The sequence below is a fragment of the Microcoleus sp. B6-A1 genome (assembly GCF_036705085.1).
Lineage (GTDB): Bacteria > Cyanobacteriota > Cyanobacteriia > Cyanobacteriales > Microcoleaceae > Microcoleus.
This window is the reverse complement of sequence record NZ_JAUBTU010000127.1, coordinates 1-17893: the sequence shown is the minus strand read 5'-3', so window position 1 is coordinate 17893 and position 17893 is coordinate 1. Positions and strand designations below refer to the sequence as shown.

The window sequence follows — 17893 nt, the reverse complement described above, 5'->3', positions numbered from 1 at the left end:
TAGAGTCTAACTCATGGACTGGCTAATTTCATAAAGTCCTTTTTTTGTCAACTCCTAATACTGAACCGACGCCCTAGCCTCCCATCATATCTTTGAAGTGCGTGAATATCAGACGATTGTGCTTGCATCCGCTTGCAATTAATGCAGGCTCTAATATTAGAGATTTTCATTGATTGATTTAAAGAAATGTCGCTCTGCAATTTCTCTATAGAGAAATTGGCCTGAAAATTTATCAAAACAAATCAGGTGCAATAGATGCACAGTTAAAAACTCATGTCAATCCCAAAAGGAAAGCGAGATTTGATTTCAATTTTGCCACTAAAACATTTGAAGGATATGCCGCCTGCAATTGAATTGCCTGCCAACTTTGCCAAAATTCATCCCCCGCGCTTTAACTGTGGCGAAATGGTGCGCTGGACGGGTGTTAGCGAAGAAGCTGACAGAGGAATGGTTATCGGCAAATTTTACAACTACGAACAATGTCAATGCTGTTGGATGTGGTGTTACATCATTTGCCTTACTCCTGATTCCAAAAGTGCAACGTGGTGTCAGTTTGATACTGCCTGGGAGGAAGATTTGGAGAAGTTTGAGGATGATAAAAAAGCAGCAGAATCTGACCGATAGAGAACGCAATTTGATTGCAATTTACAGTCAATGCCAATTGCGAATGACACCGAGGCAGTTTTATGCAAAGTGGGGAGTGAGTTATGAGGAAATCGCTTTTATTTGTTCTCGTTCTGATTCTACAGTGCGGCGTTGGTTTAAAACGGGTAAAAATCGCAGATTTCCTACTGCTGTCGATTTGCGTCATTTGGCTTTAATGGATTTTTTGCTGGAGCATTTTGAGGAAATTCCAGAGACATTGGTGGCTTTCCTGTGTCCGCCTTGCGAAGAGAATAGCCTGGATTAATAGTGGCGCGTATAACGGAAAGACTGTTTAGGGCAACGACTGTTTAGGGCAACGACTGTATACGTTGTCGCAATCATATACTGCTGACTTGTTCCAACAGTTTTGGTGGCTGCTATACATACACCAAGCTTTTTCAGCATCAAAAGATAATTTGAGCTTGTCTTAGCACAAACCTCGTCAAATATCAATGTCACCGTGACCTGTCTTTGACAAGATTATTCAATTACTGTCTTGGCAAGCAATGAAACAAGAGCACAATCTGTTACTTTTACTGCTGAGGTACTAAAATGACCTACTCTGAAAAATTGCACCCGTGGTGTATCATTAGCCTGCTTCCTAATTGTCAGCGTGTTATTGTGGCACGATTTCGTAAGAGAAACGATGCAGATGATCATCTACGGGTTTTGCAGCGATTAGTGAAAAGGCGCACATTTGTGATTATTTTTGACATGCAACCAAAGCCTACTGTGCCTAAAGAATAACGGCGAATGCAGCGAAGGTTTGAAATCGAATTAATCGAGATACCTGCGTTAGTTGAATAAACCGACTTTCCAGCGATTTCTCCCAGCGACAGAACCTACTGATAGCTGGGAGAATTTTTTATATATTTTACTGATTCTCTACTAACTACAACTTTTTATCATAGTATTGATTGACGCAAAGGAGCGATCGCATTTGTACGGATAGTTACAATTGCATAAGTAAATATGCTCTGATTGATAGCTGTGCAATCGTAGATGTGGCTAATAGTAATATAGCTTGCGAGCGCAATAGATATTCCTTCTGCTATACAAATACTAGACAAGTCTAGACATTTGCTTCTTACTTCATCGGGGGCATGGGAGCGGCTATCCCTCAGTAAGCTTTCAGGGTTTAGCCAACCGTGATAAATTTATTGCTGCATTCAAATCCCTGTCTATCGAATGACCGCAACTTTCACAGTTATAAGTCCTTTCTTTTAACGGCATACCTTGGATTAGTCCGCAATTTGAACAGGTCTTGCTTGATGGGAACCAGCGGTCGGCAACGACGATCTCGCAGCCAAACTTTTTAGCTTTGTATTCTAACTGGCGCTTGAATTCATGGAATCCACAATCAGCTATTACCATACCGCAAGTTTGTGATTCTTTAGCATTCCACAGACATTCAAATCTTCTACTACTATCGTTGCGTGGTTTTTGCATAAGTAAGTAGTGATTTGATGTAGAGTATTTTTTCTGAGGTTTGCTATTTTTGCATGATGCTTTCCCCGTTCAATTTTGGCTTTACATCTATTATTGGAACCTTTCACCTTTCTCGCTAAGACTCTTGACAATCTCTTAAGTTTTGCGAGATGCGCTTTATAGTGCTTTGGGTTCGGAAATACTACGCCAGTTGAAAGCGTAGCCAACTCTTTAACACCCAGGTCAACTCCTACAACGTCATGACTTTTGACTGTAGGTTCATGATGTTGTTCGTAGGCAAATGCGATAAACCAACTATCGGCAGTGCGCGAGATGGTGATTGACTTGCAAGTTGTATGAGGCAACCCTTCGTGAGTTTTTACCCAGCCGATTGTCGGCAGCTTTATAGATGTACCGCCCACAGGGATAGGCTTACCGCTAGCGTCAATCGTGAAAGAGTCGTGATGCCCTTTCTTCTTAAACCTGGGATATCCACCTTTTTTTGAGAAAAATTTAGCAAACGCATCTCCAAGATTGTCAAAGGCGTATTGAGTTATCTTTTGACAGATTTCCGCCTCCTTTATCCACGTAAATTCAGGTTTTACATGATTGTTAAAGAATTTTTTGAGCAAGTATTTGTTGGGCTTCAATCCATCTTTATAAAGGCTGCTCCAAGTAGCCAGTCCCCAATTATAAGTAAATCTCGCTATGCCAGCGTGTTTACTCATAACTGTTGATTGACTTTTGTTTAGCTTTAACTTTGTTTTGATGGATAGAAGCATTGTTCGACCTCAACACTGGATTTCTTTGTTTAACTCTGCCACGTCCTGTACTGGTTTGTCAATAGCATTTTTTAAATTTTCTTTGATTTCCTTGGAGTAATTTCGTAGACCGTATAACCGACAGGAGAAACAGTGAATTATTGCCATCAGGTCTTCTACTAATTCATGTTGAGGAGACAGTGATTCTTGGTTGGCGACTATAATTTCACATCCGACTGATACGGCAAGTTCTTGGATGAATTCAAAGGCAAATCTGCACATCCTATCTTTGTGTGCAATTACGATTGTTGATATTTCACCCTTAAGCATTGACAGCATAATTGCTAGAAACTTTTTTCTCTTAAAGTTTAGTCCACCGCCAATTTCCGATATCCAGTCATCAACGCTTAGCCCTCGACCTAGGCAGAAGGCTTCCATTGCTAGCATCTGGTTTTTGAGTTCTGGCTTTTGCCCGCTGGATGAAACTCGACAGTAAACTACGATTTTTCGTTTGGCCTCTATGGGCTTCAATCCGTTAGCTATCAAGAGATCGTCTTCTGTGTAAAACCGATGACCTGATAGGGTGCGCTTGACCGGTAGCTTCCCTGAGACATCCCAACGCTGGAGTGTTTTTACTGACAATCCCAGTTTTTTTGCAAAAACGCGCGAGTTTAAACAAAATGGTACACCGTAGTTTTGTCGATAAGTGTACCATTCTGTCTACTTATTTGCTATCTAGGTACTAGCTCTATCAATACTTCGGAATTTTGAAGAGTTTTTTTGGGAGATGGCTCTGGCGCAAGGTTCGTAGGTGGCTAATGTTGCGCTGAGTTTTTGGATTTCTTGCCATAGCTCTACTATCAAGGCTTCTTTTGCCTCGTTCAATAGTTGCTTTAAGCCGGGTAGTTTTTCCATTCCTTTATCTAATGTCTATCTCGTCTTCTTGTCAAGGGGGTTGAGCAATTACAATCAAAGAATCAATAGAGACAAGTGCGACCGCATCTTGTCGGACAGATAATTAATGGGAATTAATTAAGAAATTTCTTGGGAAACACGCTTACCGTTAAAACTTTACAAAAAATAGATCGTTAAAAGCAAGGCCGCGATCGCGGCAATTTTTGAGAATAAGCTGCACTTGCTTGTACTGCGAATCCAGCCATGACCCAAATAGAACCAAATTCCGAACTAACTGGAGAGGAGATTCCACTTTCAGCTACTCAAAAAGTGGGTGAAACCATCAACAAAACTGAGAACATTTCACAGAGTCCTGACTTACTTGATGAAGGAGAATCAGAACCTTATGAATTCAATTTTTGTACAATCAAAATCCACATTGTTATGCGACCAGACGATGGGCATCCAGAAGGGCGAATCGTAGAAATTACAGCAACGAGCCATGACGACTTACCACTATAGCGCGTCGCGTGAGAACCCCGGTCTTTCAAGCCGGGGATGAAACGCAGTTGTAGCCTTTAGGCTACCAGTGTTCTATATTTTTTCTTGGTTATTGGATATATTTTCTAACGATTTTAGTTGAGGTATTGACTCCGTTAAATAGTCGTGTACAATCAATATATTACAATAAAAGGATGCCAATGTTTGGGTGTCAACAAATCCTACTCAAGCCTAATAAAGAACTCCGGGCGGTTCTAGAATACATTTGCCAAGAATCGAACAAGCTGCACAATTGTGCGGTTTATTACGCTCGCCAAATATATTTCAAGGCTCGTATTTTCGTCCGTCCATTTGACGTAATTAACGCATTAAAGCGCAATCCTCATTACGGAGCTTTATGCGCTCAAGCTGCTCAGCAGACTTGCGGTGCCGTTGGTGAATCGGTAAAATCTTTCAAAGGATTAATTGAATTGTTTTGGGAGGGTAAACTCGAAAACAAGCCAAAGTTTCCTGGCTACCGCACTCCTGGTGGATTTCATCTGATCGCTTATCCAAAGCAAGCGCTTGGGAAAAAGTTGGTTGACGGTCAAATTTCAATCCCTCTCGGTCAAAAAGTAACAACTTGGTTTGGACTGAAGAACTTTCAAGTCCCCATGCCTACTAACTTAGACTATGCCGATATCAGAGAAATTAGAATTCTCCCCAGAAATGGCTGTTTTTACGCCGAGTTTGTTTACAAAACAGCCAGCTTTCAAACTGCTGTACACAACCAAAAAGCTTTAGGTATCGATCACGGTATTAGTAACTGGCTTACTTGCGTCAGCAACTCAGGGACAAGCTTGATCATTGACGGCAAGCATTTGAAGTCGGTTAATCAGTGGTATAACAAGCGGGTAGCAGCTTTGATGGAGGGCAAGCATAATGGTTTTTGGTCACATCAATTGGCGCGATTGACTGAAAAGCGAAACCGTCGCATGCGCGATGCTGTAAATAAAGCAGCTCGTTTAGTTGTTAATCACTGTATCAAAAACGGAATCGGTGTTATCGTTTTTGGGTGGAACAAAAGGCAGAAAGATTCTGCCAGTATGGGCAAAAAAACAAATCAGCAGTTTGTTCAAATTCCTACGGCACGACTGAAAAACCGTATTGCTCAACTGTGCGAACAATACGGCATTAAGTTTGTTGAAACTGAAGAAAGTTACACATCTAAAGCATCATTCGTAGACCGTGATTTCCTACCTAAAATCGGTGAAAAACCCGATGGGTGGAAGGAAACGGGTAGACGGGTAAAACGCGGTTTGTACCGGACGAGTGCGAAAAATTGGTACATCAATGCTGACTGCAATGGGGCGGCCAATATATTGAGAAAAGTAGAGACGATGTTAGGGCTTGACCTTAACGGAGTTTGTAGGGGTGTTTAGACAGCGCCTTCAAGAATTACCTTTTGGTAGTTTCTTTAGAATCCCTGCTGCTGCTTCACAGGGAGTGTCAATAGTACAAGTTAGAGAAAACTCGATTGGAGCTTGGCCAAACCATTTACAAGAATTGCTCCAGCGGTTAGCCTCTAACCTACCTAACCGAAAAGTGAGCGCTCAAATTCGTTCTTCTGTTGCTCAACCCCGGAAAAAAGCCAAACCAAATCTTCAAAATCCTGCTAACCACCCCGTCAACAAAGGTGAAGCTGGAGTACAAATCCCCCTGTTTTAAAGAGGTAACAATGAGTCTAATAGAATATGAAGGCAGGCAAATCGAACTGCCCAACGAAATTACTGCAAATGATGAAAAATTGCTAGAAGTCCTACTTCCTTACTTCCCTGAATTAAGCTCCGCTACAATTGAACGAAAAACAGGTCAACCCATTAAAATCATCAAACAAGCCAAGACAAAGGGTGTAGAAGAAGATTGGAAAAAAGAACTATGCGTACTGCTCACTCCCCATTCCCCACTCCCCTCACTTGTCTCCGCACCGGAAGAACCGAATCAAGCTGTCCAACTCACTTGGGCTCTGCAATGCGACTCTATCAGCGGTTGTGTTACTCCGCTAACCTTGGCAAGTCGGGCTCAAGAACTCTCTGACGCGATCGCTCTGGGTGAGCAAGAACTACAGCGATTTAGAGACACTCTCAAAAAACTCCAACTTGCGCCAGCTATTGCTTGTCTCCAAATTCCTCTTAATTTTTAATGCCTGCAACTATTTTGTCTGTGTCGCAAGCCATTGCCGCTTTGCGACACTCCTACCCAGTAACTAAGCCACTTGAAGCGATTGAATTTCTCAGACAAACGCTCAATAGCGCTCAACTTCTCAATCTTTACCAGCACTTTTTTTCAACTGAATTTGCTACCATTACCAGTTCTATTTACTCGGATACTCCTGATAATCATAGCCCCCGCGAATTAGAATTCTTCCGTCTTCTTGACGAAACAGAACTTATCCCGATCAGCCCCTGGCAATTAGAAATAGCACAAGAAGAACGCCTCGACCAACTCCTGATTGAGTCTTGGGGGTTGGATTGGTTGAGCTATGAAGATATTGATTCCTTAGCTCCTGAATGGCAAATCCTGCTGTCTCTAAGTTCTGAAGGACTAAATTGGCTAACTGAAAATGAGATGAAAGATTGGTATGAACAAGAATTTGAAGTTTCATTTTCTCAGATTCTACCACCAGATAGGATCAATCATCAGCAATTCCAACAGTTTTGCTCTCTGGCTGAATTTCCCGTAAAAGGGATGCCAATTGTACTGAGTTTCCTCAATTACTCAACGGGTAATATTTGGCTTGACGGCTGCGCTCAACACGAGTATCAATTTGGAGAATGGACAGTCGAAAACTTGATATTTTTATCAGAACAATGGCAAAGTGCTAAAGAATTAATAACCCAGGCTCAACAGGTCATTGACTGGCTTGCTACTGACCGCCATCGACATTTTCAGCAAATTCTTGAACTCTGGAACAAAAGCACCTTGTCAATTTGAATTACCCCTGAATCCGAATAATTACGAGTGAACCAGCAACCGCTAGTGCGGTTGTAGTTGTTGGAAATTGAGGCCTTAATTATGACTGAAACTCTAACAACAGCCGAAAGAATTGCACGTCTTAATGACCAATTACGTCAAGGAGATACCAAAATTGGTGAAATTCGGATTACTCAAGCTGTAAAAGCTCTTCTTCCCGAACAGCAACAAAAGTTACTGCAATTACTAAGAGATTTTAACACCTTTGAAGCTGGCAACAACCCCTACGGAGAACGAGATTTTCTTAGCATTCAACTTGACAGTAAAAGCTATTTTTTCAAAATTGATTATTTTGACAGGAAAGCATGGCTGGAAAATCAGGAAGTTAGTTCACAATGTCCAGAAGACCCCGACAAAACTTGGAGAGTTGCTACCCTAATGCAGTCGAACGAATATTAATTTTCAAGCATGAGCTAACCTTACCTATCGGGTTAGCTCCATAACCTCTATCGATTTCAAGTTATTATGCAACATTTGTCAGGAGAAGTCTTTCGTGAAATTCTGCAAACAGCTCCCCGACAGCTAGCAGAAATTGATGCTGAATTACTGTTCATCAAAGAACAATATCTGTTCCATTATCGAGAAGGAACAAAGGAACACTACAAACTACTCTCCTCTGTCAGTTTGAGAACTGCATTTTCTCACGAGCCGATTGATACGGATTGGATGCCCCCAGGAGTCATAAGGTGGGGAACTAACTCTCAAGGAAATTGGGTAGTAAAATTCATATCTCCTGCCCAATATAACCTCCAATTTGATGAGAGTAAACCCATTACTATTCCACTAACTGCCTTGGTATTTGTAGGACAAAACACTCAATATTGGGTATTTGCAACTGATTTTGCTACTTTCAACCCAGAGTCGAAAGCTTACCACACTCCTTTACCAAACATCCATCCAAACGGTTTAATTTGCTGGGGAAAAAATACTCCACCTGTTGCTTCAACTCAAACCATTGATATTGCTTGGCAGAGCTTCATAACCACTCCTTTCAATGCTGACTTATCCAGCCAAAAAAGCCGAAAGTTTCCCCAAGATGTCAGAGAACATCTGAAAAGTTTAGCCTTGAGAAAAAGGCGTACCTATCCTGTTAAAGATTTAGTTGAAGTGAGGTACAGTCCTTCAATTGACTCTTTAGTGCAACACCTCCTATTGATTGCTAACCCTACCTAAATCAAAACTTCTATGTAGGGACTGCACTCAATATTTATTGTTCAACACAAAGTTTAAGTTAATGCTAAAACTTTTTAACCACATTCATGCCTCTATTCCCTTGCCTCCCATTGCTACTGGGGTATTCTGCGAATACGTTACAGCCTCTAACGGCGTGTTTGTGCGTTCAGTTCGCCCCGGACTAGAGGCCATGATTCCTGTTGCAAATTCAACGCCCAATACTATCAAAGGGTTGCCACCTATAGAACCATACTTGCACCTTGAGACTCGTTTAGTACCATCAGAACTGCTACTTTCTATATTGACAAAAGCTGTATTCACCAAAGATAGCAGTGGCAATCTCACAGAGATTTTATTTCACCTATCCCTTGACAGTAGTAATCAATGGCAACTGACAATTCCAGTCCAATTGACTACACGAACGAGCTGCCAGCCTTTTGACAATTCATCCTACTCAACTGCTTTAATTGAGTGCCACTCTCACGCAGAATTGCCTGCTTTCTTTAGCAGCACAGATGATGCTGACGAGCGGGGTTTTCGCCTCTATGCAGTCTTGGGTAAAGTTAATACCTTGACTCCTGAGATTTTAGTGAGAATCGGAATTTTCGGACACTATAGCTTAATTAAAGCTAATTCTGTATTTGAAGAGCCACATTTTATCACTGATGCTTACCAAAACTCCCTTAAACCTCGACTTTGAGTACGCAAATTCCACACCTCTCCTTCTCAAAGATTACTCTCACCTTCACTTATGGCTCGTTGGCTGTGGCGGCACTGGCTCTTATGTAGCTGAAAGTTTAGCACGATTAGCTTACGTTTTCAAACAAGTTGGGAAAAATGTCAATATTACCTTTGTAGATCCCGATATTGTGGAAGGGAAAAATTTGGGGAGGCAGAGATTTTGTCAATCTGAACTTGGACTGAATAAAGCCACTACTCTTGCCTTGCGTTACAATCTTACCTGGGGGCTAGAAATTAGTGCAATTCCTGACTATTTTGACCCCAAATTGGTAAAATCATACTGGAATGATTTGGTAATTATCATTGGCTGCGTTGACAATAGTGCTGCTCGCCGTTCCTTGGGCAAAACGCTAGAGAATAACCGCCACGCTGAGATTCCGAGAATCTGGTATCTTGATGCTGGCAATAACTTTGATAGCGGTCAAATTCTACTGGGCAGCCATAATAGCCTTGAAGAGCTAACTCCGCACCTGGATAAGTTCAAGAAAACAGGCATTATGGGAGCGCTTCCCTCTCCTGTTTTACAATGCCCCAATTTGATAGAATTGCGACCTGAAGAATTGGGAAATACCCATTTATCTTGTGCTGACTTGGCTAATCTTAACGCTCAGAGTCTCACAATTAATCAAACAATTGCCTCAATCGTTACTGACTATCTATTCCGCCTCAGTTTGACAAAGGACTTGCGTAAGTTTGCCACTTTCCTTAACCTTAAATCTGGTTCTATGCGCTCAGAATTTATCAGTTGTTCATCTCTCATAAAGTTTAGTTGTACTTGATACAAATCCTGGTTAGCTACACCTAACGGGATAACAACCCCGTCAAAAGCTTGATAAAATCAAGGACATAGCCCTCATACCCATCTGAAAAATCTGAGAGAGTAGAGGGGAGGGTAAAGGTTGAACAATACACCTTTACCCTCCCCTTCCCCTTCCCTTTATTTGGCTAACTTTATTAAGATTTTTTTTTGGTTTAATACTGTGTTGAGTTGTAGCGTTTCGTGTAGGCATCGTCGGCAAAGGATTGAATCAGCTCAATCTGACTAGGATTGACTGTAATTTCCCAGACATTGACTCGCTCAGGCACTGTCCAAGTTGCTTTCTTTTCATAGAGCCTCACGATACGCGGGAAACTCAGGTGCTTCAGCCCTGAGAGTAGTCAATACTAGGAGAGTTACCATTTTGAGTAATTGATGCAAGGCTTTTTTCGGAAATTTCAGAGTGTTCTGTATCTTGTATTGCAGTGAGATCGCTACTGCTGCCATTCTCTAAAATTCCTGTATTTGTTAAGTATTCTTCTAAGATGGGAATTAGAGAGCGATACCACTTTATTTGAGAACCACTCCATTTGTTTGTTGTTGAAGTAGCCAGCAAGGAAATACCATGAGCTGAGCCGGCTTGTGTCAGTATCCAAATTCGCTTGGCTTCATTACGCTCTTGATACCCCAATGAAACTAGAGCTTTGTTGACTAAATCTGGCTTGATTTTGCACTCTAAGTTATCTGTGAGTATTGCTGCTAGTTCCGTTACTGTCATCCCAACTTCTGTCAAAGGGGAAGCTGCACCAATCAGTTGTTTTGCCGTCTCTGCTACCCCTTTGAGTTCTGGGTACATAGAGGCCAGCGAGTTGAATTTAAACTGGGCGATCACGGACGCACTCAGTCCGGTATCTTGTAGCCAAGCTACCAAGTGGTCTATCGTCTCTATGGCGGCAGCAATTTTTTCAGAAGTGGGCATCTTTGCTCGCTTAGTTTTCCATATCGTGATCTTGACAGCATGGCGATATATCTAGCGGGACTTAAACAAATTTAAAGCCTAAATAAAGCCTAAATTAGCTTTATATGCACCAAAGATGCTAGCGAAAACTAGAAAGTTTTAGGCTTCTGTTCGAGAAGATACCCCCTAACGGGAGAAGTTGAAAAAAAATTAACTTCTCAAAGGTTATGGACTCTAACACCGCTTTAATCGGTCTCTCAAATATTTGCTCTAAATCTGACAACACTCCCCCCAGTGAAGTTAAAGAAGTGGTAGCGGTAATTTTCCCTTTTCTCACTCCGCATCCTTCCGATCAACTTCCCTTTAAAGTAGGCGATATCATCAAAACTGGTAAGCATTACGGTACTGTCACTTCTCTAAATCAAACCGATCGACCTGTAAGAATTACCTGGGATGCTAGTAACAGCGAAGACAGCTTTTCTTGGAATTATACACTTGATGAAATTCCTGTCCTCAAAATCTCCCTTGTGCCTCAGTTTATTCCTCAAAAAACTACTGGAGAACTTCCAGCTTGCACAACCATCGTACTTGCTAATTCGCAACAGGTACAATTCAGTAACACAACTATTTTCCAAGTAGAATCGCTGACTGAACACCACATTTTCATCTCGACTCTCGACCAATCTTATCTCTTTCCCATTAACTTGTTTCCAGGCTTCCCGACAAGTTGTACCATAGATATTCCTGCACCTCAGCAGTTAAAAGTCGCTCGCAGTTTGTCTGTTGCTGACCTCAAAATCCGAGCTAAGACGTATTTAGCTCTCGAAATACCCGACAACTTCTTAGAATTCGCTATGCCAATTCAAAAACAGCAATTCAAAGAAAAACTGGCTCGACAATTGAGCGAAGAAAATTACGAACTTCTAGAATTTAACATAGCTTGGGAAGAAACCTGGAAGCAGCACCTAGAAAACCTAGCCAAGAAACAAGGATTATACGGATTTAAAGAGGGAGATTACATTTTAAAAGGCCGAGAAGGAGTTCAACAAAGGGGGACAGTCCAACGCTTGAACGTTGAAAATCTACGTCCATTCCAAATCGAGTGGAACAGCGGAGAAATCCAAAATTACAGTTTGACCGAACTCAAAGGTTTGGGTATAGCTCGTATCGAATCTATTGTTAAATTATCCCCCAATGTGGCTTATCAGATTAGCGAAGACGGCTCCTACTTTAGAGCTTGGATTGGGTTCCGTACTAAAGCGTTAGCTAAGGCTTGGCTAATACCTGTCAAAAAGCTAGTCGGCTACCTTAGCAACTTAATTGATTGCCAAGTTCCAGATATTCAACATACAGGCTCTAAATACGAATACGCTGTAGAATGTCCCCGGCATAAAACTTTAAGTAAGCGCTTAGAAACTCTCCGAAAAGTTGCTGAATTTGATTTAGAAAAGATGCCAAGATGATGGAATAAATGGGAAATCAAATATAATTGGCTAGTTTATAACAGTGTAAATGCGATAAACAACTCTGTTACTAATCCCAAAATATAAATTGCCTAATGGCAGAAAATGTTGATTTTTTCTAGTCGTAAATATCAACTCAAGGAACAATCTTTGAGTTTGAGTGCTATTCAATTCACCCTTGACCCTACAATTCCAGGATCGCATGAACAAAACAGTAATGATTTCCGGTAGTCGTTCCATTAATGAATTGCCTTTAGGAGCAATCGCATCTCTCAATCGCATCATTGAACTAGGATTTGAAGTTATAGTCGGTGATGCTTCTGGTATTGATAGCTTAGTTCAGCAGTATTTGCAGTCTAAGAATTACCAGAAAGTCTTGGTTTACTATGCCTTATTTAGCGGCAATGGCAAACCTAGGAATACTTTTGGTTATCCCACCATTGGCATTCCCGGAAACTATAGCGCTCGCGACATCCAAATGTGTTCGCATTGTGATTACGGACTAGCCATCTGGGACGGACAAAGCAAAGGAACAGCAGCTAATATCAAGCGAGTTAAGAAGACCAAAGTTGTTATTGTTTAAAAACCAACAACCACTGTTCATATTATTAATCAACAAATAAATCAGCGATCGCCCTCTAGTGTACCAGAGCGCTATCGCCTTTTTTTTGTTGATTTAACCTGCTTCGTGAAACAGTCTTGCACTCAAGCTAACGCTTATTAGGGAGGCGATAGAGTTATTATCTAGCACTAATAATGATTCAAACCTTACTAGAACGACCGCAGGAATTTAAACAAATTCCCTTCACTCTCAAACCACAACAGCAGCAAACACTCGACAAATTGAGAACATTTGCAAGCAGCACTGAGTCATTCTTTTTGCTCTGCGGTTATGCAGGCACAGGAAAAAGCACACTTATTTTTCTTCTAATCAAAGAACTCTTGGCTCAAAGCAAGCGCATTGTCCTCACTGCACCTACTAACAAAGCCGTCGGTATTCTCAGAAAAATGGCAGCCTCTCAAGGTATTTTCGGAGTAGACTTTCTGACAATACACCAACTTTTAGGCTTAGGCATAGTTCGCAAAGAACAAGAGAAAGTCTTAGAACAGACAAGCTGTTGTTACCTCCACCTCTACGATATCATTTTTCTTGACGAATGTTCGATGGTTGGAACTCAATTATGGTCTTGGATTGAGCGTAGATTTGAACGTATCCTGTTCAACCACCGCAAATTAATTCTCATGGGCGACCCAGCTCAGCTTAACCCCGTCGGAGAAAAACGCTCGCCTGTCTTCAGCATTACCAATAAAACTATGCTAACCGAAGTTGTCAGGCAAGCTGGAGAAAGTCCCGTCCTCGACTTCATCACCGAATGCCGTTCTTGTGTCAAGAATAAAACCGATATGTTCTTGCCACATTCTACCTACACTCAAGGGAACAAATCTAACGGTGCATTCAAAGTTAAGCCAGAAACACTCCTGCAATACGCCCTCAAAACCATCAAGCGCGAATTCACTTTCAACCCTGACTGCTTTCGGATTCTGTGCTGGACAAACAAGCAAGTCAACTATTACAATCAGGCCCTCCGAGAACAAGTTTACGGTCAAACAGCCCCCAGATTCATACCGGGAGAAAGGCTGATTACTAAGAAACCAATCATGGCCCCTGATGGTAAGACCGTTATTTTGCCCACTTCAACTGAATTTACCATTAAAGAAGTTGAAACGAGCCAACACTACGGCTATCGAGTATGGCTTTTAAAGATTGTGACCGATGACGGTTTATTTCGGCAAATCTTTGTGCTGCATGAATCCGAAAATAAACGCTACCAGGCTGAACTTAAGGAAAAACTCAAGAGTGCCAAGCGCAGCGGATTTTTATGGCGCAAGTATTATTGGTTTAAGGACGACATATTTGCCGAAATTGACAATTGCTTTGCCCTGACTATTCACAATTCTCAAGGCAGCACTTTTGATGAAGTGGGTTTGGACATTAATGACATTTTGACTCGGCTATTGGTGGGAAAAGAAATGAGCAGCAAACAGAAACTTAAAGAATACCACCGCCTCTTGTATGTCGGAACGAGTCGCTGCCGCCAACGGATACTATTTGTTCCTCCAATTTCATCCAGAGTTCAACTTGCATTAGGATACTTAACTAAATCTGGTTCAAGTAACTTTTGATGATAGGCAGTAGAAAGTAGGGAGAAAATAGCAATAAATCGGTTTGTGAAAAAGGCGACATCTCACTTAGAATAATATATCAGTAGGGCGAAGCATGACCTCCGTAAATATAAGACGTTCACCAATAACTTATATGCCGGAATGCTTCGCTCTCTTTTTTTCGACAAGATGCACTCCCAAAAACTGCTACTTAGATTACGATTTTATTAATCAACAAGCTCAAATTTATCATCCTAAAATAAAGGTTGATTATTACCTTTATTTGTTAAAAAATAATTACAATAATCCACCTGATCTCAACCATATTGGTTCCACTCTTTCCACACTTCGACTCTCTTTTTTCAGCCACCGCTCGCGAGTGCTGCTACCGCAGCGGCAAATCGAACTTCTGACACACAACTAATTATGGCAAAATCTAGACTTACAGAAACACCCCCTCAGCAAAAAGTAGTACAGAGAGCAACCAAGAAAAAACGCTCTCCTGAAACAGCGACTAATTCCGCTAAGGCTGAAAAATCTGTTACAAAAATCACAAAAGGTTCTTCAACTTCTGAACCGGAAACAGCACTTTCAGAACAAGTAGAACCCTCTGAAAAATCCACAGAATATACACCAGTTTCAGCCACAGATGCTTCTGATTTAGGAGCTAAATCAAACGATGAGACATTGCCGGAGCCTTCTCCTTCCCCTTCCCCTTCAATCGTTGAATTTGCCTGTGATGCCAGAGAATTAAATGATTACATCCAAACTCTCAAAAGCAGCATTTATAGCAATAACAACCATGTCATTTTATCCAATATTCTCATAGAAGCAGATGCCGCAACTAGACAATTGCATTTAACTGCTTATAACCTGGAATTTGGGATACAAGCGAGTTTTGAAGCTAATGTCAATCAATCTGGAAAGCTCACTCTCCCTGCAACCATACTCGCAGACATTCTCGGAAAATTTCCGAAAAGTCGCGTTACCTTAAAGAGTTCTTGGGAAATTATCAAAGGAAGTGACGTTCCATCAGTCAGTGCCACTCTGACTGCATCAAGGAGCAAGCACGTCATTCGTGGGCTAACTGCGGACGAATTCCCTGCTATCAAGAGCCTTGAACAAAAACTTGTGACCATTCCTGCTAGCGTGTTAATTGCTGTCCTCAAAGCCAGCTTATTTGCTGTAAGTTCTGAAGAAACCAAACGTATCTTAACTGGAGCTAACTTTCAACTAAGCCACGACGCAGAAAGGGGACTTTCTCAATTGAGAGTTTGGACAACAGACGGACATCGGATAGCAATGGTTGTAGGATTCAGTGAAAGCAGTGATTCCGATATTTTGAACACTCGAAACGTGCAATTTACAGTACCCACTAAGGTACTCCGGGTATTAGAGCGGACTTTGAATCCCACTGACAGAGTAGCTATTTACTATGAGACTGAGCCTGACAATAGCAATAACTTTGTTGCTTTTGAGTGGAACAATTGGCGGCTGACAGCGCAGTTATTAGAAGGAAAATACCCGAATTGCGACCAGATTATTGCTCCTTATCGGCATGAACTTAGCCATCAAATTGTGGTAGAGAAGCTCAGCTTTTTAAAAGCCTTAGAGCGGTTAGCTTCTCACAGCGATAAGTCCCATGTTACAGCAATTTTTGAATTCGATTTAGATAGTCAACAAGTGCGAATTTCACTAAATAATACTCTCAGTTCTGGTACTGAGATAGTTGATGCCAAACTATTCGGTTGTGACTTTCGGATCAAGTGCGACATCCGCTATTTAATTGATACAGTTAAAGCTGTTTCTAGTTCGGATTTGCGGATGTTAATGGCAACTCCTACGGCTCCCATACTGATTGCACCGTTTGGAATACCAGCGTCGGGTACAGAGGCTAAGGAGTGCGAATACATTATCGCTCCGCAAGAATAAAAGGTGGGGAGCGGCATCTAAATTTGATGCCCTCTCCTGCCCCAATTCGGAGCCTATTACTGTATAAATTAGGATAATTTAAATTCCTATTTTAACATAAAAATTATCTACAAGTGTGTTCAATATTCTCGCACCAACAACTTATATTAATACTAATTATCAAGACTCATGCAATAGTAGCCGTAGGGTGTGTCGCCATTAAAAATTCCTAATTTAGACAAACAATCTCACAGATCCGCACCTGACAAACAGAGCCCACAAACAAAGCTAACAATTCTGTAGCAAGATTTTTGAGAAATGGCATAACTTCAGGCATGCCTCCCCTATCGGGGAATAGTTACCAGAAGTATTCTAACGACTCAAAATGTACCAACCACTGCACCTCAAATACCGCCCCAAAAACCTACAAGAATTAGTGGGTCAAGATACCATCAAAACAACCTTGACCAATGCCATCACCTCCGACAAAATTGCTCAAGCTTACCTATTTACTGGCCCCAGAGGAACAGGCAAAACTTCAACCGCTCGCATCCTTGCTAAATCCCTCAATTGTTTGAATAGCAAAAAGCTAACCGCCACTCCTTGCGGAGAATGTTCAAGCTGCAAAACCATTGACTCCTGTTCAAGCTTAGACGTAACTGAAATCGATGCTGCCTCTCACAATGGCGTGGATGATGCCAGAGAATTAATACAACACAGCAACTTTGCGCCAGCGATGAGCCCTTACCGCATCTGGATTTTAGACGAGTGCCACCAACTCAGTACCAGCGCTCAAAATGCTCTCCTCAAATGCCTTGAAGAACCTCCGGCTCATGTGGTGTTTATTCTCTGTACGACTGAAGCACATAAAGTCCTGCCGACAATTATCTCCCGCTGCCAAACTTTTAACTTCCGAGCCTTGTCAGTTGATGCTATTGTCGGACAATTGCACAAAATTAGCTCCACTGAATCTATTGAGATCGCAAGTGAGGCCATGCGGGTGATCGCTCGCACCTGCGACGGAGGGTTAAGAGATGCCTTGCAATTACTCTCTCAGCTTTCACTGCTAAACTCAGAGATTACCCTAACTCAAGTTGCAGAAGTATCTGGCAGCATCAGCGAGCAAGACTCGATCGCCCTTCTCAAAGCCATTCATTCTGGCGATACCTTGAGCGTACTGCAATCTTCGAGAACGCTCATTGACAGCGGCAAAACCCCTAAACTTATTCTCAGCAGCTTGCTAGCAGCAATGAGAGATTTGCTCATTGTCAAATCAACGCGCCACTGCCAGAATTTAATTGCAGGGCCAGTAGGCTACTCACAACTGCGATCGCTCGCTCTTCATCTCGATTTTGAAACAATTGATGCGGCTTGTACACAATTGCAAAAATCAGAATTTCAATTGAGAACTAGGGCGTCGGTTCAGTATTAGGAGTTGACAAAAAAAGGACTTTATGAAATTAGCCAGTCCATGAGTTAGACTCTA

At 41.7% G+C, this 17893-nt stretch carries 21 protein-coding genes; 16 read left to right on the top strand and 5 right to left on the bottom strand.

Features of this window, described 5'->3' with window-relative positions; all coding sequences use genetic code 11:
* The first annotated feature begins 273 nt into the window (after positions 1-273).
* Both QUB11_RS29005 and QUB11_RS29000 read left to right on the top strand, forming a co-directional pair.
* The gene (locus QUB11_RS29005) at positions 274-624 is read left to right on the top strand and encodes a hypothetical protein (RefSeq protein ID WP_333147495.1); all 351 of its coding nucleotides are present in this window, start codon (positions 274-276) and stop codon (positions 622-624) included.
* Positions 593-910 (top strand): helix-turn-helix domain-containing protein, encoded by a 318-nt coding sequence (locus QUB11_RS29000; protein ID WP_333205528.1) that lies wholly within the window; start codon positions 593-595, stop codon positions 908-910. Before QUB11_RS29005 ends, QUB11_RS29000 begins: the two co-directional genes overlap by 32 nt.
* A gap of 866 nt (positions 911-1776) precedes the next feature.
* Here the strand turns inward: QUB11_RS29000 and QUB11_RS28995 are convergent.
* From QUB11_RS28995 to QUB11_RS28980, 4 genes are all read right to left on the bottom strand, one after another.
* Positions 1777-2019, bottom strand: a complete 243-nt coding sequence (locus QUB11_RS28995) for a zinc ribbon domain-containing protein (protein WP_333392364.1) — start codon at positions 2017-2019, stop codon at positions 1777-1779.
* Positions 2013-2855, bottom strand: coding sequence for a transposase (locus tag QUB11_RS28990; RefSeq protein WP_333207110.1), 843 nt, complete (start codon positions 2853-2855; stop codon positions 2013-2015). The genes QUB11_RS28995 and QUB11_RS28990 overlap by 7 nt, the downstream gene beginning before the upstream one ends.
* Before the next feature lie 9 nt (positions 2856-2864).
* The gene (locus QUB11_RS28985) at positions 2865-3482 is read right to left on the bottom strand and encodes an IS607 family transposase (RefSeq protein WP_333207122.1); all 618 of its coding nucleotides are present in this window, start codon (positions 3480-3482) and stop codon (positions 2865-2867) included.
* Between the two features lie 87 nt (positions 3483-3569).
* Positions 3570-3749: a hypothetical protein gene (locus tag QUB11_RS28980; RefSeq protein WP_333207111.1), complete on the bottom strand. Its 180-nt coding sequence runs from the start codon at positions 3747-3749 to the stop codon at positions 3570-3572.
* A gap of 243 nt (positions 3750-3992) precedes the next feature.
* On the opposite strand from QUB11_RS28980, the gene QUB11_RS28975 reads away from it, so the two are divergent.
* From QUB11_RS28975 to QUB11_RS28935, 9 genes are all read left to right on the top strand, one after another.
* Entirely contained in the window at positions 3993-4250 is a 258-nt protein-coding gene (locus QUB11_RS28975; RefSeq protein WP_333207112.1) for a hypothetical protein, read from the top strand.
* Between the two features lie 179 nt (positions 4251-4429).
* Positions 4430-5650: a transposase gene (locus QUB11_RS28970; RefSeq protein WP_333207113.1), complete on the top strand. Its 1221-nt coding sequence runs from the start codon at positions 4430-4432 to the stop codon at positions 5648-5650.
* On the top strand, positions 5643-5936 hold the full coding sequence (locus QUB11_RS28965) for a hypothetical protein (protein WP_333257856.1): 294 nt from the start codon (positions 5643-5645) through the stop codon (positions 5934-5936). Before QUB11_RS28970 ends, QUB11_RS28965 begins: the two co-directional genes overlap by 8 nt.
* 10 nt (positions 5937-5946) lie before the next feature.
* A complete protein-coding gene (locus QUB11_RS28960; protein ID WP_172186658.1) occupies positions 5947-6411 on the top strand; it encodes a hypothetical protein in 465 nt (154 codons plus the stop codon).
* The gene (locus tag QUB11_RS28955; RefSeq protein WP_333207115.1) at positions 6411-7202 is read left to right on the top strand and encodes a hypothetical protein; all 792 of its coding nucleotides are present in this window, start codon (positions 6411-6413) and stop codon (positions 7200-7202) included. The genes QUB11_RS28960 and QUB11_RS28955 overlap by 1 nt, the downstream gene beginning before the upstream one ends.
* Positions 7203-7283: 81 nt before the next feature.
* Positions 7284-7640: a DUF3768 domain-containing protein gene (locus tag QUB11_RS28950; protein WP_332946642.1), complete on the top strand. Its 357-nt coding sequence runs from the start codon at positions 7284-7286 to the stop codon at positions 7638-7640.
* A 66-nt stretch (positions 7641-7706) separates the two neighbouring features.
* On the top strand, positions 7707-8414 hold the full coding sequence (locus tag QUB11_RS28945; protein ID WP_216670293.1) for a prokaryotic E2 ligase family D protein: 708 nt from the start codon (positions 7707-7709) through the stop codon (positions 8412-8414).
* A gap of 61 nt (positions 8415-8475) precedes the next feature.
* Positions 8476-9114, top strand: coding sequence for a hypothetical protein (locus tag QUB11_RS28940; RefSeq protein WP_172186655.1), 639 nt, complete (start codon positions 8476-8478; stop codon positions 9112-9114).
* Positions 9080-9934 (top strand): PRTRC system ThiF family protein, encoded by an 855-nt coding sequence (locus QUB11_RS28935; protein ID WP_333207116.1) that lies wholly within the window; start codon positions 9080-9082, stop codon positions 9932-9934. The genes QUB11_RS28940 and QUB11_RS28935 overlap by 35 nt, the downstream gene beginning before the upstream one ends.
* A gap of 363 nt (positions 9935-10297) precedes the next feature.
* On the opposite strand, the gene QUB11_RS28930 is transcribed toward QUB11_RS28935, so the two are convergent.
* Positions 10298-10891, bottom strand: a complete 594-nt coding sequence (locus tag QUB11_RS28930; protein ID WP_333207118.1) for a hypothetical protein — start codon at positions 10889-10891, stop codon at positions 10298-10300.
* A gap of 206 nt (positions 10892-11097) precedes the next feature.
* Between QUB11_RS28930 and QUB11_RS28925 the strand changes: the two genes are divergently transcribed.
* The 5 genes from QUB11_RS28925 to dnaX all read left to right on the top strand — a co-directional run bounded on the left by QUB11_RS28925 (position 11098) and on the right by dnaX (position 17839).
* Entirely contained in the window at positions 11098-12333 is a 1236-nt protein-coding gene (locus tag QUB11_RS28925; protein WP_333207119.1) for a hypothetical protein, read from the top strand.
* Between the two features lie 202 nt (positions 12334-12535).
* Entirely contained in the window at positions 12536-12916 is a 381-nt protein-coding gene (locus tag QUB11_RS28920) for a hypothetical protein (protein WP_333121254.1), read from the top strand.
* Positions 12917-13089: 173 nt separating this feature from the next.
* Entirely contained in the window at positions 13090-14517 is a 1428-nt protein-coding gene (locus tag QUB11_RS28915; protein ID WP_333207120.1) for an AAA family ATPase, read from the top strand.
* Between the two features lie 405 nt (positions 14518-14922).
* Positions 14923-16428: a DNA polymerase III subunit beta gene (gene dnaN, locus QUB11_RS28910; RefSeq protein WP_333207121.1), complete on the top strand. Its 1506-nt coding sequence runs from the start codon at positions 14923-14925 to the stop codon at positions 16426-16428.
* Between the two features lie 364 nt (positions 16429-16792).
* Positions 16793-17839, top strand: coding sequence for a DNA polymerase III subunit gamma/tau (dnaX, locus tag QUB11_RS28905; RefSeq protein WP_333392362.1), 1047 nt, complete (start codon positions 16793-16795; stop codon positions 17837-17839).
* Positions 17840-17893: the final 54 nt, after the last annotated feature.